Here is a 20,416-nt window from a genome sequence, read left to right as displayed (position 1 = left end):
CCCGTGTTTCACCGGTCTGGGTTTCGAGAGGAACACCAATGTGCACGTCAAATCTCCTGCGTGATCTTGTTGAGTAAACCCAGGCACTACGGATGAATGGGGTGGCAAGGACGGCCGATCAGCACGATTGCGCCAAATCGGAACGATCAATCATTCGAACACTGGCAAAAGTCGATTCGTTTCGAGCCTGGTCGAGCGCTGTCAGCGGTCTGGTCGATGACTGCGGCGTAGTCGCGAGCGTTGCCGGTTTGCGACTCATTTCAGAGCCGGAACGCTCGTCGCTGGGTGGAACACCAAAGTACTCGCGATAGCATTTGGAAAAGTGGGGTGTGGACACGAAACCGCATACATACGCCAACTCAATGATCGACAATGATGTTTGCTTGAGCAGTTGTCGCGCTCGAACAAGACGTAACCTCATGTAGTAGCGTGACGGCGTACAGTGAAGGTATTTCTGAAATAGCCGCTCTAGCTGTCGACGTGACAGATCAACGTATTGCGCAAGGTTATCCAGGTCGAGCGGTTCCTCGAGGTTGGCCTCCATCAACGCAACGATCTCCTGCAGCTTGGGCTGGTGAGTTCCCAGCACGTGCTTGAGCGGCACGCGCTGATGGTCCTGTTCGTTGCGGATGCGCTCGTAGACAAACATCTCAGAGATGGCAGCCGATAACTCACGACCATGATCGCGACCGATCAGGTGCAACATCATGTCCATAGGGGCCGTTCCGCCGGAGCTTGTGAAGCGGTTTCGGTCGAGGGTGAACAGACTCGAACTGACGCTGACTCGCGGAAAAGCTTCCTGCATGGCGGCCAGAAACTCCCAGTGCACACTGCACTCATAACCGTCGAGCAGCCCGGCTTTGGCCAGTGCCCAACTGCCCGTGCACACGCCTCCCAGCCGTCTGGATTGACGCGCCAGGGCTTGCAGCCAGGTAATGTGCTCGCGGGTAATCACGCTCTGGATTCCAACGCCGCCGCACACGATTACAGTGTCCACCACCAATGGATTGCTCCACGAAGCATCCGGGGTGATCGGCACGCCATCACTGGCCCAGACAGGCTCACCACCGGGGCTGAACGTATGCCAGCGATACAGCTGTTGTCCCGACAACTGATTGGCCATGCGCAGGGGCTCTACGGCTGACGCCAGGGAAATCAACGTGAACTTGTCCAGTAGCAGAAAACCAACTGATTTTGTAGGGGTACTGTCGGACACGGTGGATTTCGATGACATCGGGGGTCATGCCCTCACAAAGAGCGATTACGGACTGAGACACAGGAGCTTGTAATACCCCCAGCCTTGGCGCGCGGGGGGTATCAGGTTCGGCGCAATTACCTCCCTGGGTTTATCCCACCGACGTCGCCCTTGCATCCCGCGCAGGCTGACGCGATGTCACCAGACCGATAAAGGAAATCGCCAGCGCCAGCCCAATGGTCGAGCTCACTTCGCTACGGTGTTCCGGGGTGATCATCATGACCGCCAACGCTGCGCAAATGAACGCGATCACCAGCCATGTGAGCCAAGGGAACAGCCACATGCGAAAGGCCAGTTCGACATTCTGCCGACGCAGCATCCGGCGCATACGCAGCTGCGACACCGCAATGGCCAGGTACACCAGCAAGGCAATCGCACCGGAGCTGGCCAGCAGGAAGTCAAACAGCCCGGCGGGCATGAAGTAGCTCCACACGGTGATCGCTGCGCCCAGCACGGTGCTGGCGATGACTGCTGCCCGCGGCACGCCCTCGGAGGAGGTCGCCTTCAGCGCCTTCGGCGCATCGCCACGACGGCCCAGCGAGTACAGCATGCGCGAGGCAATGTAGATCGAGGAGTTCATGCAGCTGGCCACGGCGATCAGTACTACTACGTCCACCATGAACTTGGCGTGGGGAATGTTCATGATTTCCAGGGCCCGCTGATAAGAACCTACCGAGGCCAACAGCGGATCGTTCCAGGGCACCACGGAGATGACCACGAAAATCGACAACAGGTAGAACACACCGATGCGCCAAATCACCGAACGCGTGGCCTTGGCAATGTTCTGCGACGGGTTGTCGGATTCGGCGGCGGCGATGGTGACTGCCTCGGTGCCGATGAAGCTGAACATGATGGTGATGAAGGCGCCGACTACCGCTGACAAGCCGTTGGGGGCGAACCCGCCGTGTTCGGCCATCAGTCCGCTCAATCCGCTGACTTCCCGATCGGGCACCCAACCCATCAGCACGGCAAAACCCACGCCGATGAAACCGATGATCGCCACCACCTTGGCCATGGCGAACCAGAATTCGAATTCGCCGTACTTGGAGACACTGAACAGATTGGTGATCACCAACGCAATGATCGACACCAGGGCGAACAGCCAGGCATCGATCTGGGGAAACCACTGGTTCAACACATGGCCGGCGGCCAGTGCTTCAATAGGGATCACCAGCACCCAGAACCACCAGTACAGCCAACCGATGGTGAAGCCTGCCCAACGACCTATTGCCTGGTCGGCATAGGTGGAGAACGAGCCGGTGTCCGGGTTGGCCACCGCCATTTCACCGAGCATGCGCATGACCAGAACGACGAGCAAGCCTGAGAATAGATAGGCCAGGAGGACCGCTGGGCCAGCCGCTGCAATGGCATGTCCTGAGCCAACGAACAAACCGGCGCCGATGATTCCGGCGATTGACAGCATGGTGACGTGACGAGGCTTGAAGCCCTGCGCCAATTGGCCACTCGAATCCTTGGAGTTCGGGCTAATCATTGTTTTTTTTTTCTCTACTGATCGACATTTAAGCGAATTGATAGGGGCAACAGATCATCATCATTGTTGCCTGCCGGGCTTCCTGAAGGAGGCACCCTTCAAACGCTGCAGTTCTTATCAAACCCATCATCGCGATGTGGTTATCTCGATAAAAAGATGCGCCACCTTACCCGGCTTGTCCGATTATTCAATTACCTGATCACGCCACCTCCGTGTCTGATATCGACACACGAATACATTGTGTTCACGGTTAAAACCAGTCAGTCACTAAGTGGCCAAAGGCAATCATCTCCGGTTCGTTGAGAGTTCCTTTAATAAAGTAGCGTCGATCCTGGTGTTGGCGCCGATGCCGAATATACCCAGTTGCCGAGATGTCACCGACCCAGTCTGATTCCTCACAAACCGTTGCCTGTGCTGGAATTGAGCTGATTTAGAGGTGGGTCGATCTTGCGTCGGCACGTGGTTCAATTCGGCATCGGCGTCAACAAGGGCGTTTATTTCCACCAATACTCGATCTGAACCCCTACGTTGGAGCCTTGCAAGTCTGTACCAAACGCACCGGTATCAGACAGAGCCGATCCCGGAGATTGCAAGCTGGCGGCGCGTTGCGCAGCCTTGTTCCAGGTAGCGTAGGTGTAATACAGACGAAATTCCGGCCTGTCCCAGAATCCCGGGCCGTTCGGTGACCAAGTCGGCGCGATAGTGTACTTAGTGAGTTTTCGGGTACCGTCTGCGGCTTCAACCTGGTCGCGCCCAACCTCGGTGATCAGCTTGAACTGATCCGTGAACGCATAAATTGGCCGAACACCAATGGATAACCAGTTCTGATCATCCCCTCCAGGGCGAGTGTCTTTTTGATAGACCAGTTCAACTTGACCACTGAAAGCATGAGTCAATTGCCAATCGAAAAACTCCACGAGCCGCCAGCTCTTGTTGCTCTCATCCAGCGTGGTATCACCGGTATAGCCCAATGCGGTGCCCGGCCCTCGGCCGTATTGAACAGCGAACTTGTTGACTCCGCCCAGAAACGCGACCTGCTTGTGCTGGGCAACCACCGACCAGCCCTGATGAGCATCCTCACGGCTCGGCTTGTCCAGATAACTGACGCCCAGCTGAACTTCGCCACCGGGATTTGTGTTGAATCCGCTGACGGTCACATCATGCCGGGTAACAAAATCCTTTTGGAAGACGTTGTCCTTGCGTGACAGCACGTAGCTGTATTTCAGATCCCCCAATGCGACCTGGTCGAACCCAAAGCCCGTTGAGCTTTGGTTCCAGTAGAAGTAGTCGGAAATATTGATGTCGTTTCGGTTGTAGTAACGACGGCCCGCCCAGAAAGAACCGCCATTCAATGCCGGCAACTTGCTCCACTCTGCGTAGAGCTGACTCATCCGCGTATAGCCGTGCTCTCCGTCAAATTTGGGGCTATGGCCATACTCGTTGTTAAACTGTGCCATGCCTTCAACGCTAAGCATTGAGCCGTCGTCCAGTGAAAGCAGATCCTGGCGCAAATCCAGCTCCATATACTGCTCACATTCGTTGCCAAGGCGATATTTGGACTGCGCGCCCGGTAGCTGAAAACACGACTGTGTCCCTCCTTGAGTCGAATTTCCTACCCCGGTTCTGTAGTAACCACTGAACTCTGTTGAATACGCATCAATGGGCAGAAAACCGGCAGCAAGAGACGCACCCAGAACTGCGCTGAGAGTTTTAACGTTCATTCATGACACCTTTTGTTTTTTATATTTATTGGACAAGGTCAATAACGCGAGCTAGCACGCTAGCTCCACACACAAGTTCCCGAACGGGAAATAAGTTAAATCGAATAGAGAACGCACCGTATCGCCTGAGCCAAAGCATGAGAAAAATCCATGCAGTGCCAGGCGGAGTGACGAGGGTAAGCAAGCGATTACTTAACCAATGAGTTAGTTAGCCCTCCTTAAGTTTTAGCCTTTGGAATGTATTTTCAGGCCACGCACTTGGAAGCCCAAACTACCTTAACCACGATGACGTCCTCGGAAGAAATCTATAAGGCCCTGCGTCGAGGAATCATCTGCCGGTTCCGCGTCATAGCGAGTCAGAAGGTTGTAGACGCTGTTGCCTAGCTCCTTGCCCAGCTCCACGCCCCATTGATCAAACGAATTGACTCCCCAAATGACACCCTGGACAAAGACCTTGTGTTCATAAAGGGCGATCAGCGCCCCAAGGCTATGTGGATTGATGATCTCAAGAGCAACTGTATTGCTTGGCCGGTTGCCGGGGATCACCTTATGCGGCGCCAGTCGTTCGATCTCACTGGATGAAAGGCCTTTGGCTTTTAGCTCTGCCTCAGCTTCAGCGCGGTTTTTGCCTCGCATCAGCGCTTGGCTTTGAGACAAGCAATTGGCGTACAGCCATTCCTGATGGTCAGCCACTGGGTTGTGGCTGACCACAGGCACAATGAAGTCAGCTGGAATTAGAGGCGTCCCTTGATGCAACAACTGGTGGTAAGCGTGCTGTCCGTTACATCCCACGCCACCCCAGATTACCGGGCCAGTGGTGTAGGAAACTGACGTGCCGTCATGACGAACACTTTTGCCATTGGACTCCATGTCCATTTGCTGCAGATGTTTCACGAAGTTGCGCAGATTATGGTCGTAGGGCAAGAACGCATAGCTTTGCGCACCCCAAAAGTTGTGATACCAAACGCCAAGTACCGCTAAAAGAACGGGAAGGTTCTGTTCCAATGGTTCATTCAGAAAATGTTGATCCATAGCGTACGCGCCGGACAGCAGTTCCTTAAAGTTGGCGATGCCAATGGCCAGAGCAATCGGCAGGCCAATTGCCGACCATAGTGAGTAACGGCCACCGACCCAGTCCCACATAGGAAAAATGTTTGCTTCACGGATGCCGAAATCCAGCGCGGCTTGACGATTACTCGTCACCGCAATGAAGTGGCGATATAGCTTCTCTTCCGTCCCGCCCTTGGCCAGGTACCAGCTTCTACAAGCTTGCGCGTTCTTCAACGTTTCAAGGGTACCGAAGGTTTTGCTGGAGATGATGAACAGCGTTGTTTCTACGTTCAGATCGGCAGTAACCTCTCGGAACTCATTGCCGTCGATGTTAGCCAGGTAATGGCACCGCACCCCATGCCGAGCGAAAGGCGCGAGTGCTTCAGAGACAAGCTCCGGGCCCAGAAATGAGCCACCAATACCAATGTTTACGACATCAGTGATGACCTTATCGTTGTAACCACGCCAAAGATGACTATGGATACGACTCACAACGTCAGTCATCTGCGCCAGAGCACCATGCACATCGCGCATCAAGTTGCGGCCATCGACCATCAAGGGTTCCCCCACTGGTCGCCGCAGTGCGGTATGCAGCACAGGACGCCCCTCGGAACAGTTGATTTTTTCTCCACTGAACATGGCATGCGCGGCCTGTTCCACGCCAGCCTCGCGAGCAAGGTTTACAAGCAATGAACGCGTCTCGTGAGTGATCAGGTTTTTGGAGTAATCCAGAAACAGCCCGCAGCCCGCCAAGGAAAAGTCTTGAAAGCGTTTACTGTCATCTCGAAAGGCATCGCGCATACTGAAGTTGTCCATGCTCTCACGGTGTTCGAGCAACTTGCGCCATGCCGGCAACGCCGTCACATCACTCGTTTTGTTGTAGTTATTCATGCCCAGTCCCTCTTTGCCAATACGGCCTGCGCCGTCTGAACCAACGATTCTAATGTGGAGGTTTTTTGCTTTCGCGAACGCACAAGTACCCAGCAGCGATACGCGCTACAGTTTTAGTGACTACCCTTTATCGGACTGCGTCCACCAGATCGGCGCGCCCATGCAAACATGCACGACAAATAAAAACGAGCTACTGATCGTTCAGTTTAAAAGTTACTCAGGCGGCTGGACTTGGAAAAACAATTGCAATAATTCACGTCCGCAACCGCCAGATCATCAGGATAAATGCCTGAGTACTATTATTTGGGAAAGCCGCAAGAGTCTCGCTGAATTAAAGAGGGTTTCAATCGAAGCGTCTGGCGTCGTCCTTCCGGTTGCTTGATACGCTTCAATAGAAGCTTCACCGCCTGTGCTCCAAGTTCCTCGAGAGGTTGCGCCATAACGGTCAGTCGGGGGCTAAAAGCATCCGCCCAATCGAAATCGTCAAAGCCGACCAGCGCGATGTCCTTCGGCACTTCAAGCCCTGCTGCACGCAGAGCCTGCATAGCACCAATGGTCATCAGGTTGTTGGCAGTCATGATGGCGGTCGGCGGCTGCTCCAGCGCCAATAAACGGCGAGTCGCTTCCATGGCCGGCGCAATCGCCGATTCACCACAGCAAACCAATTGCTCATCGTAGGCAATGCCTGCGTCAGCCAAGGCCGCACGGTAACCGTCAATTCGTTCAAGAGAAGAAGACTGGGTCAATCGTCCCGAGACCATCCCGATACGCCGATGTCCAAGTTTAATCAAGTGTGCAATCAACTCTTGAGAGGATTGCTTATTCTCTACCCCCACCTGATCGAAAGACGTCGACAGAAGTCGGTCGATGAGAACCGTGGGTATTTTGTTGGCCTTTAAGTAATTAAATACTCTATTTTCTGGATCATATTCCGAGGCCAGTACAATGCCGTCAACCCGTCTTTCATGCAGCGCTTTGATCGCTTTAAGCTCTTGTTCAGGATCTTTTTGCGTATTGACCAGAATCATCATCAAGCCGCTTTTCGCACAGGCCGCTTCGATGGCACGTACTGTTTCACTGAAGTAATAGTTCGACAGAGTAGCAATCGCTACCCCTATAGCACCTGAAGAGGAGCGTGCCAGAGACCGAGCGAGCGAGTTTCGAATATAGCCCACGGACTCTACAGCCTGATTCACGCTACGAACGGTGTCCGGATGTACTTTGCGAGTACCGTTGAGTACATGGGATACCGTAGACATTGATACGTTTGCGGCCCGCGCGACATCACTCATCTTTGCGCCCACTGTGTACCACTCCTTTCTCACGTGAATTCATGGATAGCGCCGGGACCATGCCCGGCAGTAAGCCATTGTAAAGCTCACGACGAGAAAATGTGTCGCAAGCTCCAGGAATCGGTGCAAGGACAGGCGCGCAATATCGAGGAAGACCCAGCGAGGTGCGCTGCGCACCGATAGCGGGTGAGGCGAGACGATGGAATCCGCTATGCAGCATAGCCGGGCACTCCTTTTTTATTATTTTTACGACCACGTAGCGGACCGTTAACGGGACGCAGGGACGCTGTCGAAAAAAGCATAGCCGACACGAAAGCGCTTGCGCAAGCGCTTTCCTAAGTCTTTCAATTTCCCTCCCGAGCAAAGGAAAGCGCTTGCGCAAGCGCTTTCCTTTGCACTATGTTTGTCGAACAAGAACACCGATGAGAGGTTTCACTGCTTCTCAAATCGGCAGATAAGGAGTCAACCGCTATGCTCAGTACTGGATCTGAAAGTCCTCCTCCTGCTCTATTGGAAATGCGTTCCATCTCCAAGTCATTCAATGGCGTACGCGTGTTGCATGACATCGACCTTAGTATTTTTCCCGGACAAATCCACGCGCTAATGGGCGAAAACGGCGCCGGAAAATCCACTCTGATGAAAATCCTGTCGGGAGCCTATATAGCCGACAGTGGCACTATCCGAATCGATGGATGTGATATTCGAAACTATGGCCTGAACGATGCGAAGTGCCATGGCATTTCAGTTATCTATCAAGAGCTCAGCTTGTGCGCGAATATGAGCGTGGTCGAGAACATCTACCTGGGTAGAGAAATTCGTCGATGTGGGGTTGTAAACCACAAGGCAATGACCGAAGGCGCGCAGGTTGTACTAAAGCGACTTGGCGTCACATTTGATCCACACGCGCTGGTCGGTACATTGTCGATCGCCGACCAACAACTTGTTGAAATTGCCCGTGCAATTCATGCCGATACGCGAATCCTGGTGATGGATGAGCCTACAACGCCGCTGTCTTCAAAAGAGACGGAAAGTCTATTTGCGTTGATTCGCCAGTTACGTGATGACGGTGTCGCAATCATCTATATCAGCCATCGAATGGCTGAGATATACGCATTGTCCGATTTCGTTTCGGTGCTCCGGGACGGCCGTTACGTGGGTTCGCTGGACCGTGGCACGCTATCGGCTGAAACCCTGGTCCGGATGATGGTGGGTCGCGATGTTTCCGGTTTCTATGCCCATGAGCGTGCTACGTGTTCTTACGAGCAACCGGTACTACGTGTCCGCCACCTGACTGATGGTTTAAAAATTCGAGATTGCAGTTTTGATCTGTATGCCGGCGAAATTCTCGGGATTGCAGGGCTGGTGGGCTCAGGGAGAACAGAACTTGCCCGATTAATTGCAGGTGTCGATGCATACTCGGGTGGACACATTGAACTGGACGGCGAAGTTGTAGCCATACGCTCCCCTCGCGATGCAGGCAATGCAGGTATCGCCTATCTGACAGAAGACCGTAAAGCCTTGGGCCTCTTTCTCGATATGAGTGTCCACGACAATATCAATGTTTGTGTATTGGGAAATGATGCTTCATTGACGGGTTTTGTGGACCGGACGGCTGGAACCGGACGCACCGAACAAGCCATTCAGGCACTCAATATCAAAGCATCTCCAGACATCAATGTCGGCGCGCTGTCTGGAGGCAACCAACAAAAGGTTTTGCTGGCTCGTCTGCTTGAGATGAAGCCCAAAGTGCTGTTCCTGGACGAACCCACCTCGGGTGTCGATATTGGAGCCAAAACAGAGATATATAAAATAATCAATGCATTGGCCGCCTCCGGCGTTTGTGTCGTGATGATTTCAAGTGAACTGCCAGAGATTGTTGGAATCGCTGACCGTGTATTGGTCATGTGTGAAGGGAAACTTGTCGCCGAACTCGGTGGCCGCAGCGGTGTTGATATCACACCCGAAACCATTATCGCGTTTGCCACAGGCAGCGACAGCTTGACTCTAGCCAACGGAGACTTAGTTCAATGACTTCCCCACTGCAACGCAAAGCAGCAAGTGACTTCATCACACCCAATGCGCGGAACATTGCCGGACCTGGCGCACAGGAAAAAATGCGCCAACTGATGAGGGTAGCGGGCATGCTCCCCGTATTGTTGCTCCTGTGTGTGGGCTTCAGCCTGATGAGCGACAACTTCTTCTCGGCGCAGAACTTCTCGATCATCAGCCAACAAGCCTCTATCAATGTGGTATTGGCATCCGGCCTGACTTTCGTGATTTTGACCGGGGGCATCGACCTTTCCGTGGGTTCGATCCTGGCTGTTTCCGCGGTAGTGGCGCTGTTGATATCGCAAGTTCCCGGATTGTCCTCTCTGGCCATCCCTGCGGGGCTTGGAATCGGCCTGTTGCTCGGGCTCGTCAATGGCGTATTGGTCGCTTTTGGCAAGCTGCCTGCGTTTATCGTCACACTGGGCGGATTGACGGCGATGCGTGGGATCGCACGCCTCATCGGCGAAGACAAAACGGTGTTCAACCCCGACTTGTCATTTGCCTTCATTGGCAACGATACGTTGTTCGGGGTGCCATGGCTGGTTGTCATCGCGCTGGTAGTGGTGACTCTTTCGTGGCTCATTCTTCGTCGGACGGTTTTAGGCGTACAGATTTACGCAGTGGGTGGCAATCCTGAGGCCGCGCGGTTATCGGGAATCAAGGTCTGGAAAGTCTTGCTCTTCGTTTACGCCATATCCGGTTTGCTGGCAGGTGTGGGGGCCATCATGACTTCCGCTCGTTTGATGGCGGCCAACGGTCTGCAAATGGGCCAGTCCTATGAACTCGACGCTATCGCCGCCGTCATCCTGGGTGGCACACGTTTCACCGGCGGCGTCGGCACCATCGTCGGTACGCTGATTGGCGCCCTGATCATCGCGACACTTTCCAACGGTCTGATATTGCTGGGCGTTTCGGATATCTGGCAATACATCATCAAGGGTGTCGTCATCATCGGGGCGGTAGCACTCGATCGTTTTCGGCAGACCGGCGCACGAACCTGAACGCTATAAAACTCCTCTAATACTCCAACAATAAGAGACTGTGCTCATGAAAAAAACAATATTGGCCGCTGCTTGTGCACTCCTGGCATTTAATACCGCTCAGGCGCAAGAATTGAAATCCGTCGGGATAACCGTTGGCTCGCTGGGAAATCCGTATTTCGTAGCGATGGTAAATGGCGCCAAAGCGCAGGCATTGCAGATCAACCCCGCCGCAAAGTTCACCTCAGTCTCGGCCGACTACGATCTAAACAAGCAGTTCACCCAGATTGATAACTTCATTTCGTCGGGCGTAAACCTGATTCTTGTCAATGCCGTCGACCCTGTAGCGATTGCACCTGCGATTGCCAAAGCCAGAAAGGCCGGCATAGTGGTTGTGGGGGTTGATGTCATGGTGCAGGGTGCCAACGCCACGGTACAGACAGATAACGTTGAAGCCGGCAAGATAGTCTGTCAGTACATTGCCGAGCAGCTGGGTGGCAAGGGTAACGTTATTATCCAGAATGGTACGCAGACTTCAGCAGTCCTGGATCGCGTCAATGGGTGCAAGAGTGTTTTCGCACAGGCACCCGATATCAAGGTACTGTCCGATAATCAGGATGCCAAAGGCTCGCGAGAAGGTGGCTACAGCGTGATGCAAGGCGACCTGACTCGCTTTGCAAAAATCGATGCGGTGTTCGCTATCAATGATCCCCAAGCTATAGGTGCAGACCTGGCAGCAAAACAACTCAAGCGTAAAGGCATCATTATCGCATCGGTGGATGGGGCTCCCGATATAGAGACAGCACTCAAAAGCGATACACAGATCCAGGCTTCTGCCTCTCAGTCCCCTTGGGGCCAGGCACAACAGGCCGTAACGATGGGTAACGACCTGCTGAATGGAAAATCCCTGGAGAGCACAACGGTACTGCTTCAACCCTCACTTGTAACCCGAGCTAATGTTATGGAGTACAAAGGTTGGCAAGCTGACCAATGACTAATAGGCGGTTTAGTCAGGTGGCATAGGGGTATCCAGCCACATCTGGAATGCGGGTAATGGCTGCTGCGAGGTGCTCGCAGTAGCCGAACAGCCTGAATTTAATGATCTTTCGATGGCCCTGGCATGTTTTCCAACGCAAACACAATAGTAAGCATAGAGCTACTTGACTACGTCAAGGCTCTGCCTGGTCATCGAATTGTCGTTGCGCTAGCGGGGCCACCTGGTGCCGGTAAGTCCACCGTCTCGGAGGCCTTGGTAGAGGCCCTTAATAGTATTAAGCCGGGGAGTGCAGCGGTCATTCCCGGGGATGGCTTTCATTACGATGACGCGGTTCTTGGGTCCTTGAACCTTTTAGACCGTAAGGGCTCCCCCGATACATTCGATGTGGGTGGCTTCAGGAGTCTGCTGCTGCGGCTTCGTGCGAACAACGAGCCAACGGTTGCCGTTCCAGTATTCGATCGTAACCTGGAGATATCCCGTGCCGCAGGACGGTTGGTTTCCTCTGACGTGAAATATCTCATCGTAGAAGGAAACTACCTTCTATTGAATCTTGCCCCATGGTCGTCCTTAAGGGACTGTTTTGACACCACCATTATGCTGCAGGTTGACCGTAAAACCCTGGAGACGCGACTGCTTGATCGATGGCGATCCTTCGGGTTCGATGAGTCTACTGCCTATGAAAAAGTTCATTGCAACGACCTTCCGAATGCCGAATTTGTGATGTTGGCCAGCAGTAGAGCTGACTTCACGATCACAGATGAAGAACCTGCTGCTTCTCCTTGAACGAGCGTGTCGCAGCCGGCGTGGCTGCCTATCGACAATCTGTAGCGAACCATTAAAGAGCAAACGACTATGTATCTGGTATGTGGCGAAGCGCTGTTCGATTTTTTTAGTGAAAACGACCCCGGAGCTCAAGCTTCAAAAATAAACTACAAGGCCATTTCCGGCGGTTCACCATTCAACGTCGCCGTCGGGCTGCGGCGGCTGGGCATCGATGTGGCGCTGTTTGCCGGGTTGTCCACCGACTATCTGGGTCGGCGTTTACAGCACGTGTTGCAGGACGAGGGCGTGCGTTTGGATTTCCTTCAGGACTTCGACGCACCGACCACCCTTGCCATGGTCGCCGTTGGTGCCGATGGCTCGCCGCATTACAGCTTTCGCGGCGAAGGCTGCGCTGATCGTCAGCTGTTACCGGGGCATTTGCCTGAGTTGGGCGCTGAGGTGCGAGGGTTGCATATCGGCTCGTTCTCGTTGGTGGTGCAGCCGATTGCCGATACCCTATTGGCTCTGGTCCGCCGGGAAAGTGGCAAACGCCTGATCAGCCTCGACCCCAACGTGCGACTCAACCCAGAGCCGAATATCGAATTGTGGCGCGAACGTATCGGCGCTCTGGTCGAACATGCCGATCTGATCAAGGTCAGTGACGAAGACCTGAACCTACTCTACCCCGAGCGTGATCCGCAGAGCGTGATCGAGGGCTGGCTGGAGCACCGCTGCCAACTGGTATTCCTCACCCGTGGCGGTCAGGGCGCGACAGTTTTCAGCCGCCGTCATGGCACTTGGTCGGTACCGGCCCGAGCCGTGGTGATGGTCGATACCGTAGGCGCCGGCGACACCTTCCAGGCGGCATTGATTGCTTGGCTGACTGAGCAGCAACTGGATTCGGTGGAGGGCTTGCAACGCTTGAGCCGTGAACAGATCGACGCAATGCTCGACTTTGCCGTCAGCGCCGCGGCCCTGACCTGCGGTAAAAACGGGCCGGACTTACCTTTTCGGCATCAGTTGCATTGATATCTGGTCAGGATTGTTTCGTCGGCACTGCACTCTAGCCTGATCGCGCCGCCTCCGTGCCGGATATCAACACGGGAAAACTTTGCACTCACCGTTGATGCCGGGGTTTTGGCAGTCGCGCGCGATCAAGGAAAAACTCACGTCATCGGTGTATCGAATTTCGATGGCGCTCGACTCAAGCCGGCGGTGAACGAGATCGTTTCGCTCCAGCCGCCGCACTGCGCCTTGTGGTGAAAGGTTGCAATCGACCTGGCTCCACGCAATCACAGCCATTAAAAAAAGCGGCCCTTTGGCACCGATAACATCGTTTCTCGGCGGCGCTGCTTTTCACTATATTGGCCGCCAGATCCGGTGAGTGACTCAACATTCGCCACCCTCAGTGCGAGTAGTCTTTATGAATAAAAAACCAGACAACGCAGGGTTTGTTAATGCAGGTGCGGGAACCCGTGCCGTGTGGGGCGGGGAGCAGGTCAGGCATCCCTACAACGCCACTCAAACGCCCATCGTGGTCAGTGCCGCCTATGGTTATGACGACATCGATGTCTGGTACGACGTTGCGTTGGGCAAGACGCCTGGTTTTATTTACAGCCGCATGAGCAACCCGACAGTCGAGACCCTCGAGGCAAAGATTCGCGAGTTGGAACTGGCCGAATCAGCCGTGGCTTTCAGCAGCGGGATGGCGGCGATCAGCAGCGTGCTCTACACCTTCCTGGCCCATGGCGATCGGGTGGTCTCGACCAGGGACAGCTATGGCGGCACCAACAAGATTTTCGAAGAGTTCCTGCCGCGCACCGGTGTGAACGTGACGTTGTGCGAGACGTTCGATCACGAAGAAATCGAGCGCGAAATCGCCAAAGGTTGCCAATTGGTGTATCTGGAAACCCCAACCAACCCGACGCTGAAAATACTCGATATCGAGCGTCTGGTGGCTGCGGCCAAGCGCGTCGGTGCCATTGTGGTGGCGGATAACACCTTTGCCACGCCATTGAATCAGAACCCGCTGGCGCTGGGTGTGGACGTGGTCATTCACAGTGCGACCAAGTTTCTCAGCGGCCACGGCGACGTGCTTGGCGGCCTGGTGTGCGGTAGTGAATCACTGATGGCCAAGGTGCGTCATTACCGGGAAATCAACGGAGCGACACTCGACCCGTTCTCCGCCTACATGATCATTCGCGGCATGAAAACCCTGGTGCTGCGCATGCGTCAGCAGCAACGCAGTGCCCGTGCACTGGCCGAGTACCTCTGCGTCGAACCTTTGGTGGAGTCGGTCAATTATCCCGGTTTGCCCGGCCATCCGAATCATGCGGTGGCGTGCGCGCAAATGTCCGGCTTCGGTGCCATCGTCAGCTTTGTCGTGGCGGGCGGCATGGACACGGTCAAAGTACTCTTGCCACGACTGCGATTCGCCCACTGCGCGGGCAATCTCGGTGCGGTGGAAACCATCTACGGTCCGGCCCGCACCACCAGCCATGTCGAGAACACGCTGGAGGAACGCCTGGCCTTGGGTATTTCCGAAGGGTTGGTGCGGATCTCTGTCGGCATCGAAGACACCGACGATCTGCTCGACGACCTGAAACAGGCGTTCGCATTTGTCAGGGGCGCGGGCAACGAACCCGCGCAATCAAACACGCAGCTTTCAATCAATGAAAGTTGCACCGAAGTTGCAAACTGAAGCGTTAGCGTTAAACCTCACTGCAAGGATGTGAGTGGGGCGTTCATGAAGTGGAATAATAATAAAACTTAGTGGCGATCTGTTTTTTCTCTGCCCAGTCAGTCATCGCAGACGTTAATTCGCGCCCTAATAACTTTCATGAGAACAACCATGTCCATAAAAGAAGAACAACTTCATTCGCGTTCCGGTTTTAAACAAGAAATGCAAACACGGCATATTGTCATGTTGGCATTAGGCGGCGTCATCGGTACCGGGCTGTTTCTCACGTCCGGGTACACGGTTAACCAGGCCGGTCCCTTGGGCGCGGTGATCGCTTACATCATCGGCGCGCTCATGGTTTACATGGTGATGATGTGCCTGGGCGAACTGGCGGTACAGATGCCGGAAACCGGTTCATTCAGTACATATGCCACCCGCTTTCTGGGGCCTGGTACCGGGTATACCGTCGCCTGGCTGTATTGGCTGACCTGGACGGTGGCCATCGGTTCTGAATTCACCGCCGCCGGTATCTTGATGGCGCGTTGGTTCCCGGATACACCGGTATGGATCTGGAGTGCGTTGTTTGCAGGTCTGGTGTTCCTGACCAATGTGATTTCGGTGCGCTTGTTCGCTGAGACCGAGTTCTGGTTGTCTCTGGTTAAAGTGGTGACCGTCATCGTGTTTTTGATGATTGGCGGTGGCGCGATTCTCGGTCTGCTGCACATCGATCAGAGCCACAGTATCGGGTTGAGCAACTTCACTCGTGAAGGGCTTTTTCCTACCGGAGTCATGCCGATAGCCATGACGTTACTGGCGGTGTCTTTTGCGTTCTCCGGCACTGAGTTGATCGGTATTGCCGCCGGGGAAACCAAGGACCCGCAGCGCAACGTGCCGCGTGCCATCCGCACGACCGTGCTGCGCCTGGCGATCTTCTTCGTAGGGACCATTTTTGTCCTGGCGACACTATTGCCTCGAGAGCAGGCCGGCCTGGTAGAGAGTCCATTCGTGACTGTGTTCACCTACATCGGGATTCCCTATTCGGCAGACATCATGAACTTCGTGATCATCAGTGCCTTGCTGTCGGCCGCCAACTCCGGTTTGTATGCCGCGTCGCGGATGATCTGGACGCTGAGTGACCAGGGTCATCTGCCCAAGCGATTCTCGGCACTGACGCGCATGGGCACGCCGCTCAACGCGATTATCATCAGCATGGCGGGTGGGGCTGCCTCGTTGCTCAGCAGCGTGTTTGCCGCCGACACCATCTATCTGGCGCTGGTGTCGATCTCCGGATTGGCGGTGGTGGTGGTCTGGATGAGCATCGCTGCGAGCCAGATTGCTTTCCGCCGTCACTATGTGGCCAACGGCGGTGACATCCGCGACTTGAAATTCCGTGTCCGGGGTTATCCATGGGTGCCGTTGGGAGCGCTGGTCTGCTGCAGTCTGGCGTGCGTCGGGATTGCGTTCGATCCGGAGCAGCGAGTGGCGTTGTACTTCGGTTTGCCCTTCATCGCCTGGTGCTATTTCGTGTATTACATTACCCGCAAAAGCCGCGAGCGACGCTTGTCGGTTGCCCCCTTGGCACAACCGTCCGACGCGTTCTAGTCAGCGTCGACGGGATGGGCAAGCGTGCTCGGTGGAGGGGGCGTCCAAGAGGTTCAAGCCATGAAGCAAAAGACGCTACCCCCATTGAACTGGCTGCGGGCATTCGAGGTGTCTGCCCGCTGTTTGAACTTCACCCATGCCGCGCAAGAGCTGTTTTTGACCCAGGGCGCGGTCAGTCAGCAAATCCGCCAACTGGAAAGCCATCTTGGAGTGGCACTGTTCAAGCGCTTGCCCCGTGGCCTGGGGCTGACCGAGGAAGGCCAGGCTTATCTGCCGGTGGTGCAGGATGCGATCACGCGACTGGCAGTGGGGACCAACGAGATTTTTGGTCAGCACAAACGTCGGCCGATCAAGGTGCGTGGCAGCCTGGCGTTCTTCGTGCACTGGCTGGCACCCAAGCTGGCGGGGTTTAGCCAGGCGCATCCGCATGTCGATATCCGCTACATCAGCAATATCTGGGTCAAGGAACTGGACGGGGAGGATGACATGGAGATTCGCTGGGGCCACGGTCAATGGCCCGGCCTGGTGTCGCAACGCCTGACCTGGGACACGTTGTTCCCGGTCTGCTCGCCGGACCTGATGGCGAAGTCACCGCTGACGGTCCCGGCGGACGTGTCGCACCATCCGCTGTTGCATGTCCTGGGTTATGAAGAGGGTTGGGGTTACTGGTTGAACATGGTCGGTGCGGACACCGTCGACTCCTCGACCGGCATGCAGTTCGACACATTGATCTCCACTTTGCGCATGGCCGAGTTAGGGCAGGGGATCGCCCTGGCGCGGTCCTCGATGGTGGAGGAGATGCTTCAGGATGGACGATTGGTCGAACCCTTTACCCAGCGTATCGAAGCCAGCGAGTCTTTTTACCTAGTGCGCGGTTCCGGGGCCGAGCAGCACCCCGACGCGGTGATGTTTTCCACCTGGCTGGTCGAGCAGGCACATCGTTTCAAATGAATGACCGGAGCCAACCATGCGTTATGTGAGTACCCGAAATTCGGCCGTGCAGGTCGACTTCGAACAGGTCGTATTGTCGGGCATTGCCGAGGACGGTGGGCTGTTCGTACCGCTTGAACTGCCGCTGTTTGAAGCGCAGGACATCGCCAACTGGTCGACCTTGCCCTATGACGAACTGGCCTACCGGGTGATCAGTCCGTTCGTGGGGGAGGCGATCCCCGAGACAGACCTCAAGCGCCTGCTCAAAGAGGCGGGCAGTCAATTCCGCCATCGTTCCCTGGCGCCCTTGCATCAGGTCGATCGTAACGAGTGGGTGCTGGAGTTGTTCCACGGGCCGACTCGCTCCTCGAAGGATTTTGCCGCGCAGTTGCAGGCACGGCTGGTGCCGTATTTTCTGCGCAAGCGCGGGCGTCGCGGGGTGGTGATCGGTGCCACCAATGGCGATACGGGGCTGGCGGCCATCGAGGCGTTCAAGCACTGCGAGGACACCTGCGTGGTGGTGTTTTACCCAGAGAAGGGCGTACCCCTGGACCAACTCCAGCATCTGCAAGCAGCGGCGCACCCAAGGGTTCATCAGTTTGCAGTGAATGGCAGCTTCGACGAGTGCCAGACCATCGTCACCCGGCTGTTCCGAGAATGGCCCAATACGCAGCACGAGGCGATCAGTTTCAACTCGAGTAACTGGGTCAGTGTGTTGGCGCAACTGGTGTTTTACTTCCACGCGGTGTTGCAACTGGGGGGTGGTCAACGTCCGATCGGTTTCAGTGTGCCGGCGGCGAGTTTTGCCGAGGTGTATGCCGGCTACATCGCGCAAAAAATGGGCCTGCCGATCACCCAGATGATTGTTGCGACCAACCAGAACGACGCGTTGCATCAGCTGTTTCAGAAGAACCACTACAGCAGGTCACGCGCCAACAAGACGCTTTCGCCTGCCATGGACCTGTCGATCTTTTCCAATCTGGAACGCTTCCTTTGGGAGCTCTACGGGCATGACGACCAGGCGGTGTGTGCACTGATGGAGGGGTTCGAGTCCAGCGGCGAGATGGTCATCGCCAACGAATTCTGGTTGCAGGCGCGGATGATCATCGACTCCTACGCAGTCAGTGATGAGCAGACGCTGACGGAAATCACCTCGCTGTATCGCGACACGGGATACGTCATCGACCCGCATACAGCCACCGGCGTGCTGGCCGCCCGGTTGTATCGGCGAAGCCTGGTGGCGCCAATGGTGACCTTGGGGGAAATCTCACCGGTCAAGTCGGCGGCACTGCTTGGCGAGTTGGGCATCAGTGTGGCGGGGCTGCACCCTGAGGTCGCGACGCAGGGACAGGCGCAGGTTTACCGGATTCAACCGGAGGACCTCGACACCATCCATGAGCGGCTCGGCGCGCTGTGAAGGCGCGACAACAGGAGGCCAAGTGAAGCGAATTCTGGACCCTCTCGATGAACACATCATCGCTGAACTACAGCTCAATGCCAGGGCTGCACACGCCGAACTGGCGGCCAAGGTCAATCTGTCACGCAATGCGGTGCGCCAGCGTATAGAAAGACTCGAACGCGACGGGGTCATACAGGGATATACGGTACGCACGGGGGAGGGGCGGCAAGCCACGTCGAACATCAACGCGGTGATCTTCGTCTACCGCTACGACCGGATGCGGGGTGCGGAAGTGCTGCAAGCGCTGCGATCCATTCCGGAAGTCATCCAGTGCGATGTCATGAGCGGCGAATTCGACCTGATGCTGCGGGTGGGCGCTGCGAGCCCGCAGCGGGTGCACAAGGTCTGGACTGAAATTGCCGCGTTGCCCGGAGTGGAAAATACCGTGACCTCCTTTGTGTTGTCGTCTGTCGTGTAGCCGATTTTTCGTAATAGAAAACGGGCCAGAAAGGCTAATGCCGATCAGTTAAGGGTTTGAACACCGCAATCCTTGTGGGAGCGAGCTTGCTCGCGATGGCGGTTGGGCAGTCACAAAAGGGGTGCCTGACAGTCCGCTATCGCGAGCAAGCTCGCTCCCACAGTTTTGATCTTCAGTGACCGCCAATCCCACGGCCGGCCACAATCCCTGTGGGAGCGAGCTTGCTCGCGATGGTCGCCAACGAAAACGCTGATAGCCTGACACCACGCGGCGTTCTTTGGTGCATCGCGAGCAAGCTTGCTCCTACAGGGGTATGTGGTATTGCGGGTTTATGCGACCGGTTCGATTTGATCGAGCACGCGGTTCGCGGTGATTTCGGCGAGCATGACGCTATTGGAAATGCCCAGCAGGGCATTGCGGTCACTGCCCTCCAGATGATCCACCAGTTGATGCACCATCACATCCACCGAGGCCAAAGTCTCGACCAGATAGACCACCAGGGTTTCGGTCGTTGCCTCGGGGTCGACGGTGAATAAGGTGCTGATTGTTCGCGGGGTGGCTTTGATGTCGGCTGTCGAGGGGAAGTGGTACGCGAGGGCATGCTCGGCGGCCTCGTGCAGTTTTTTTGAATCGGGTTCGTATGGGGATGCTGGATCGGTGTCCGGGGGATTAGGCGAAGGCTTGATCATAGGTTGAACTCCCAAATATATGGAGCCGTCACCGACCTGCGACTAAACAAGGGGTGGCAGCTGTACGCAGGTTAGTCGACCGGGGGAGTATCAAACCGGCGCGCCCGAAGGCGCCCTGCGCACAGCTACCATGAAGTGCAGGCATGAAA

The 20,416-nt window shown here is 55.5% G+C and carries 16 protein-coding genes; 10 read left to right on the top strand and 6 right to left on the bottom strand.

Annotated features, from left to right (window positions below; translation table 11 throughout):
- Window positions 1-118: 118 nt before the first annotated feature.
- The 5 genes from C8K63_RS26625 to C8K63_RS26605 form a co-directional block, all read right to left on the bottom strand.
- Complete coding sequence (locus C8K63_RS26625) at window positions 119-1,234, bottom strand: GlxA family transcriptional regulator (RefSeq protein ID WP_108219394.1); 1,116 nt, start codon at window positions 1,232-1,234, stop codon at window positions 119-121.
- A gap of 112 nt (window positions 1,235-1,346) precedes the next feature.
- The gene (gene gabP / locus C8K63_RS26620) at window positions 1,347-2,747 is read right to left on the bottom strand and encodes a GABA permease (RefSeq protein WP_108219393.1); all 1,401 of its coding nucleotides are present in this window, start codon (window positions 2,745-2,747) and stop codon (window positions 1,347-1,349) included.
- 494 nt (window positions 2,748-3,241) lie between these two features.
- Complete coding sequence (locus C8K63_RS26615) at window positions 3,242-4,468, bottom strand: carbohydrate porin (protein ID WP_108219392.1); 1,227 nt, start codon at window positions 4,466-4,468, stop codon at window positions 3,242-3,244.
- Between the two features lie 276 nt (window positions 4,469-4,744).
- Window positions 4,745-6,409 carry a glucose-6-phosphate isomerase gene (gene pgi / locus C8K63_RS26610; RefSeq protein ID WP_108219391.1) on the bottom strand — a complete coding sequence of 555 codons (1,665 nt, stop codon included), beginning with the start codon at window positions 6,407-6,409 and terminating at the stop codon, window positions 4,745-4,747.
- Between the two features lie 299 nt (window positions 6,410-6,708).
- Entirely contained in the window at window positions 6,709-7,713 is a 1,005-nt protein-coding gene (locus C8K63_RS26605) for a LacI family DNA-binding transcriptional regulator (protein WP_108219390.1), read from the bottom strand.
- 459 nt (window positions 7,714-8,172) lie between these two features.
- Between C8K63_RS26605 and C8K63_RS26600 the strand changes: the two genes are divergently transcribed.
- The 10 genes from C8K63_RS26600 (at window position 8,173) to C8K63_RS26550 (ending at window position 19,578) form a co-directional block, all read left to right on the top strand.
- The gene (locus C8K63_RS26600) at window positions 8,173-9,732 is read left to right on the top strand and encodes a sugar ABC transporter ATP-binding protein (protein ID WP_108219389.1); all 1,560 of its coding nucleotides are present in this window, start codon (window positions 8,173-8,175) and stop codon (window positions 9,730-9,732) included.
- Window positions 9,729-10,751 carry a ribose ABC transporter permease gene (locus C8K63_RS26595; RefSeq protein WP_108219388.1) on the top strand — a complete coding sequence of 341 codons (1,023 nt, stop codon included), beginning with the start codon at window positions 9,729-9,731 and terminating at the stop codon, window positions 10,749-10,751. The genes C8K63_RS26600 and C8K63_RS26595 overlap by 4 nt, the downstream gene beginning before the upstream one ends.
- Before the next feature lie 46 nt (window positions 10,752-10,797).
- Entirely contained in the window at window positions 10,798-11,724 is a 927-nt protein-coding gene (locus tag C8K63_RS26590) for an ABC transporter substrate-binding protein (RefSeq protein WP_108219387.1), read from the top strand.
- A 126-nt stretch (window positions 11,725-11,850) separates the two neighbouring features.
- On the top strand, window positions 11,851-12,510 hold the full coding sequence (locus tag C8K63_RS26585; RefSeq protein WP_108219386.1) for a nucleoside/nucleotide kinase family protein: 660 nt from the start codon (window positions 11,851-11,853) through the stop codon (window positions 12,508-12,510).
- Window positions 12,511-12,579: 69 nt separating this feature from the next.
- The gene (locus C8K63_RS26580) at window positions 12,580-13,518 is read left to right on the top strand and encodes a carbohydrate kinase (RefSeq protein ID WP_108219385.1); all 939 of its coding nucleotides are present in this window, start codon (window positions 12,580-12,582) and stop codon (window positions 13,516-13,518) included.
- Between the two features lie 394 nt (window positions 13,519-13,912).
- Complete coding sequence (locus C8K63_RS26570) at window positions 13,913-15,190, top strand: cystathionine gamma-synthase family protein (RefSeq protein WP_108219384.1); 1,278 nt, start codon at window positions 13,913-13,915, stop codon at window positions 15,188-15,190.
- A gap of 150 nt (window positions 15,191-15,340) precedes the next feature.
- A complete protein-coding gene (locus C8K63_RS26565) occupies window positions 15,341-16,771 on the top strand; it encodes an amino acid permease (protein WP_108219383.1) in 1,431 nt (476 codons plus the stop codon).
- 60 nt (window positions 16,772-16,831) lie between these two features.
- Window positions 16,832-17,722, top strand: a complete 891-nt coding sequence (locus C8K63_RS26560) for a LysR substrate-binding domain-containing protein (RefSeq protein ID WP_108219382.1) — start codon at window positions 16,832-16,834, stop codon at window positions 17,720-17,722.
- Window positions 17,723-17,738: 16 nt separating this feature from the next.
- A complete protein-coding gene (gene thrC / locus C8K63_RS26555) occupies window positions 17,739-19,118 on the top strand; it encodes a threonine synthase (protein ID WP_108219381.1) in 1,380 nt (459 codons plus the stop codon).
- A 22-nt stretch (window positions 19,119-19,140) separates the two neighbouring features.
- Window positions 19,141-19,578 carry an Lrp/AsnC family transcriptional regulator gene (locus C8K63_RS26550; protein WP_108219380.1) on the top strand — a complete coding sequence of 146 codons (438 nt, stop codon included), beginning with the start codon at window positions 19,141-19,143 and terminating at the stop codon, window positions 19,576-19,578.
- A gap of 329 nt (window positions 19,579-19,907) precedes the next feature.
- Here the strand turns inward: C8K63_RS26550 and C8K63_RS26545 are convergent, their stop codons facing one another.
- A complete protein-coding gene (locus C8K63_RS26545; RefSeq protein WP_108219379.1) occupies window positions 19,908-20,267 on the bottom strand; it encodes a DUF6124 family protein in 360 nt (119 codons plus the stop codon).
- Between the last annotated feature and the right edge of the window lie 149 nt (window positions 20,268-20,416).

The sequence above is a fragment of the Pseudomonas sp. GV085 genome, assembly GCF_003050925.1.
Classification (GTDB): Bacteria; Pseudomonadota; Gammaproteobacteria; order Pseudomonadales; family Pseudomonadaceae; genus Aquipseudomonas.
The sequence above is the reverse complement of the archived record's forward strand: the minus strand, read 5'-3'. Positions and strand labels throughout refer to the sequence as shown.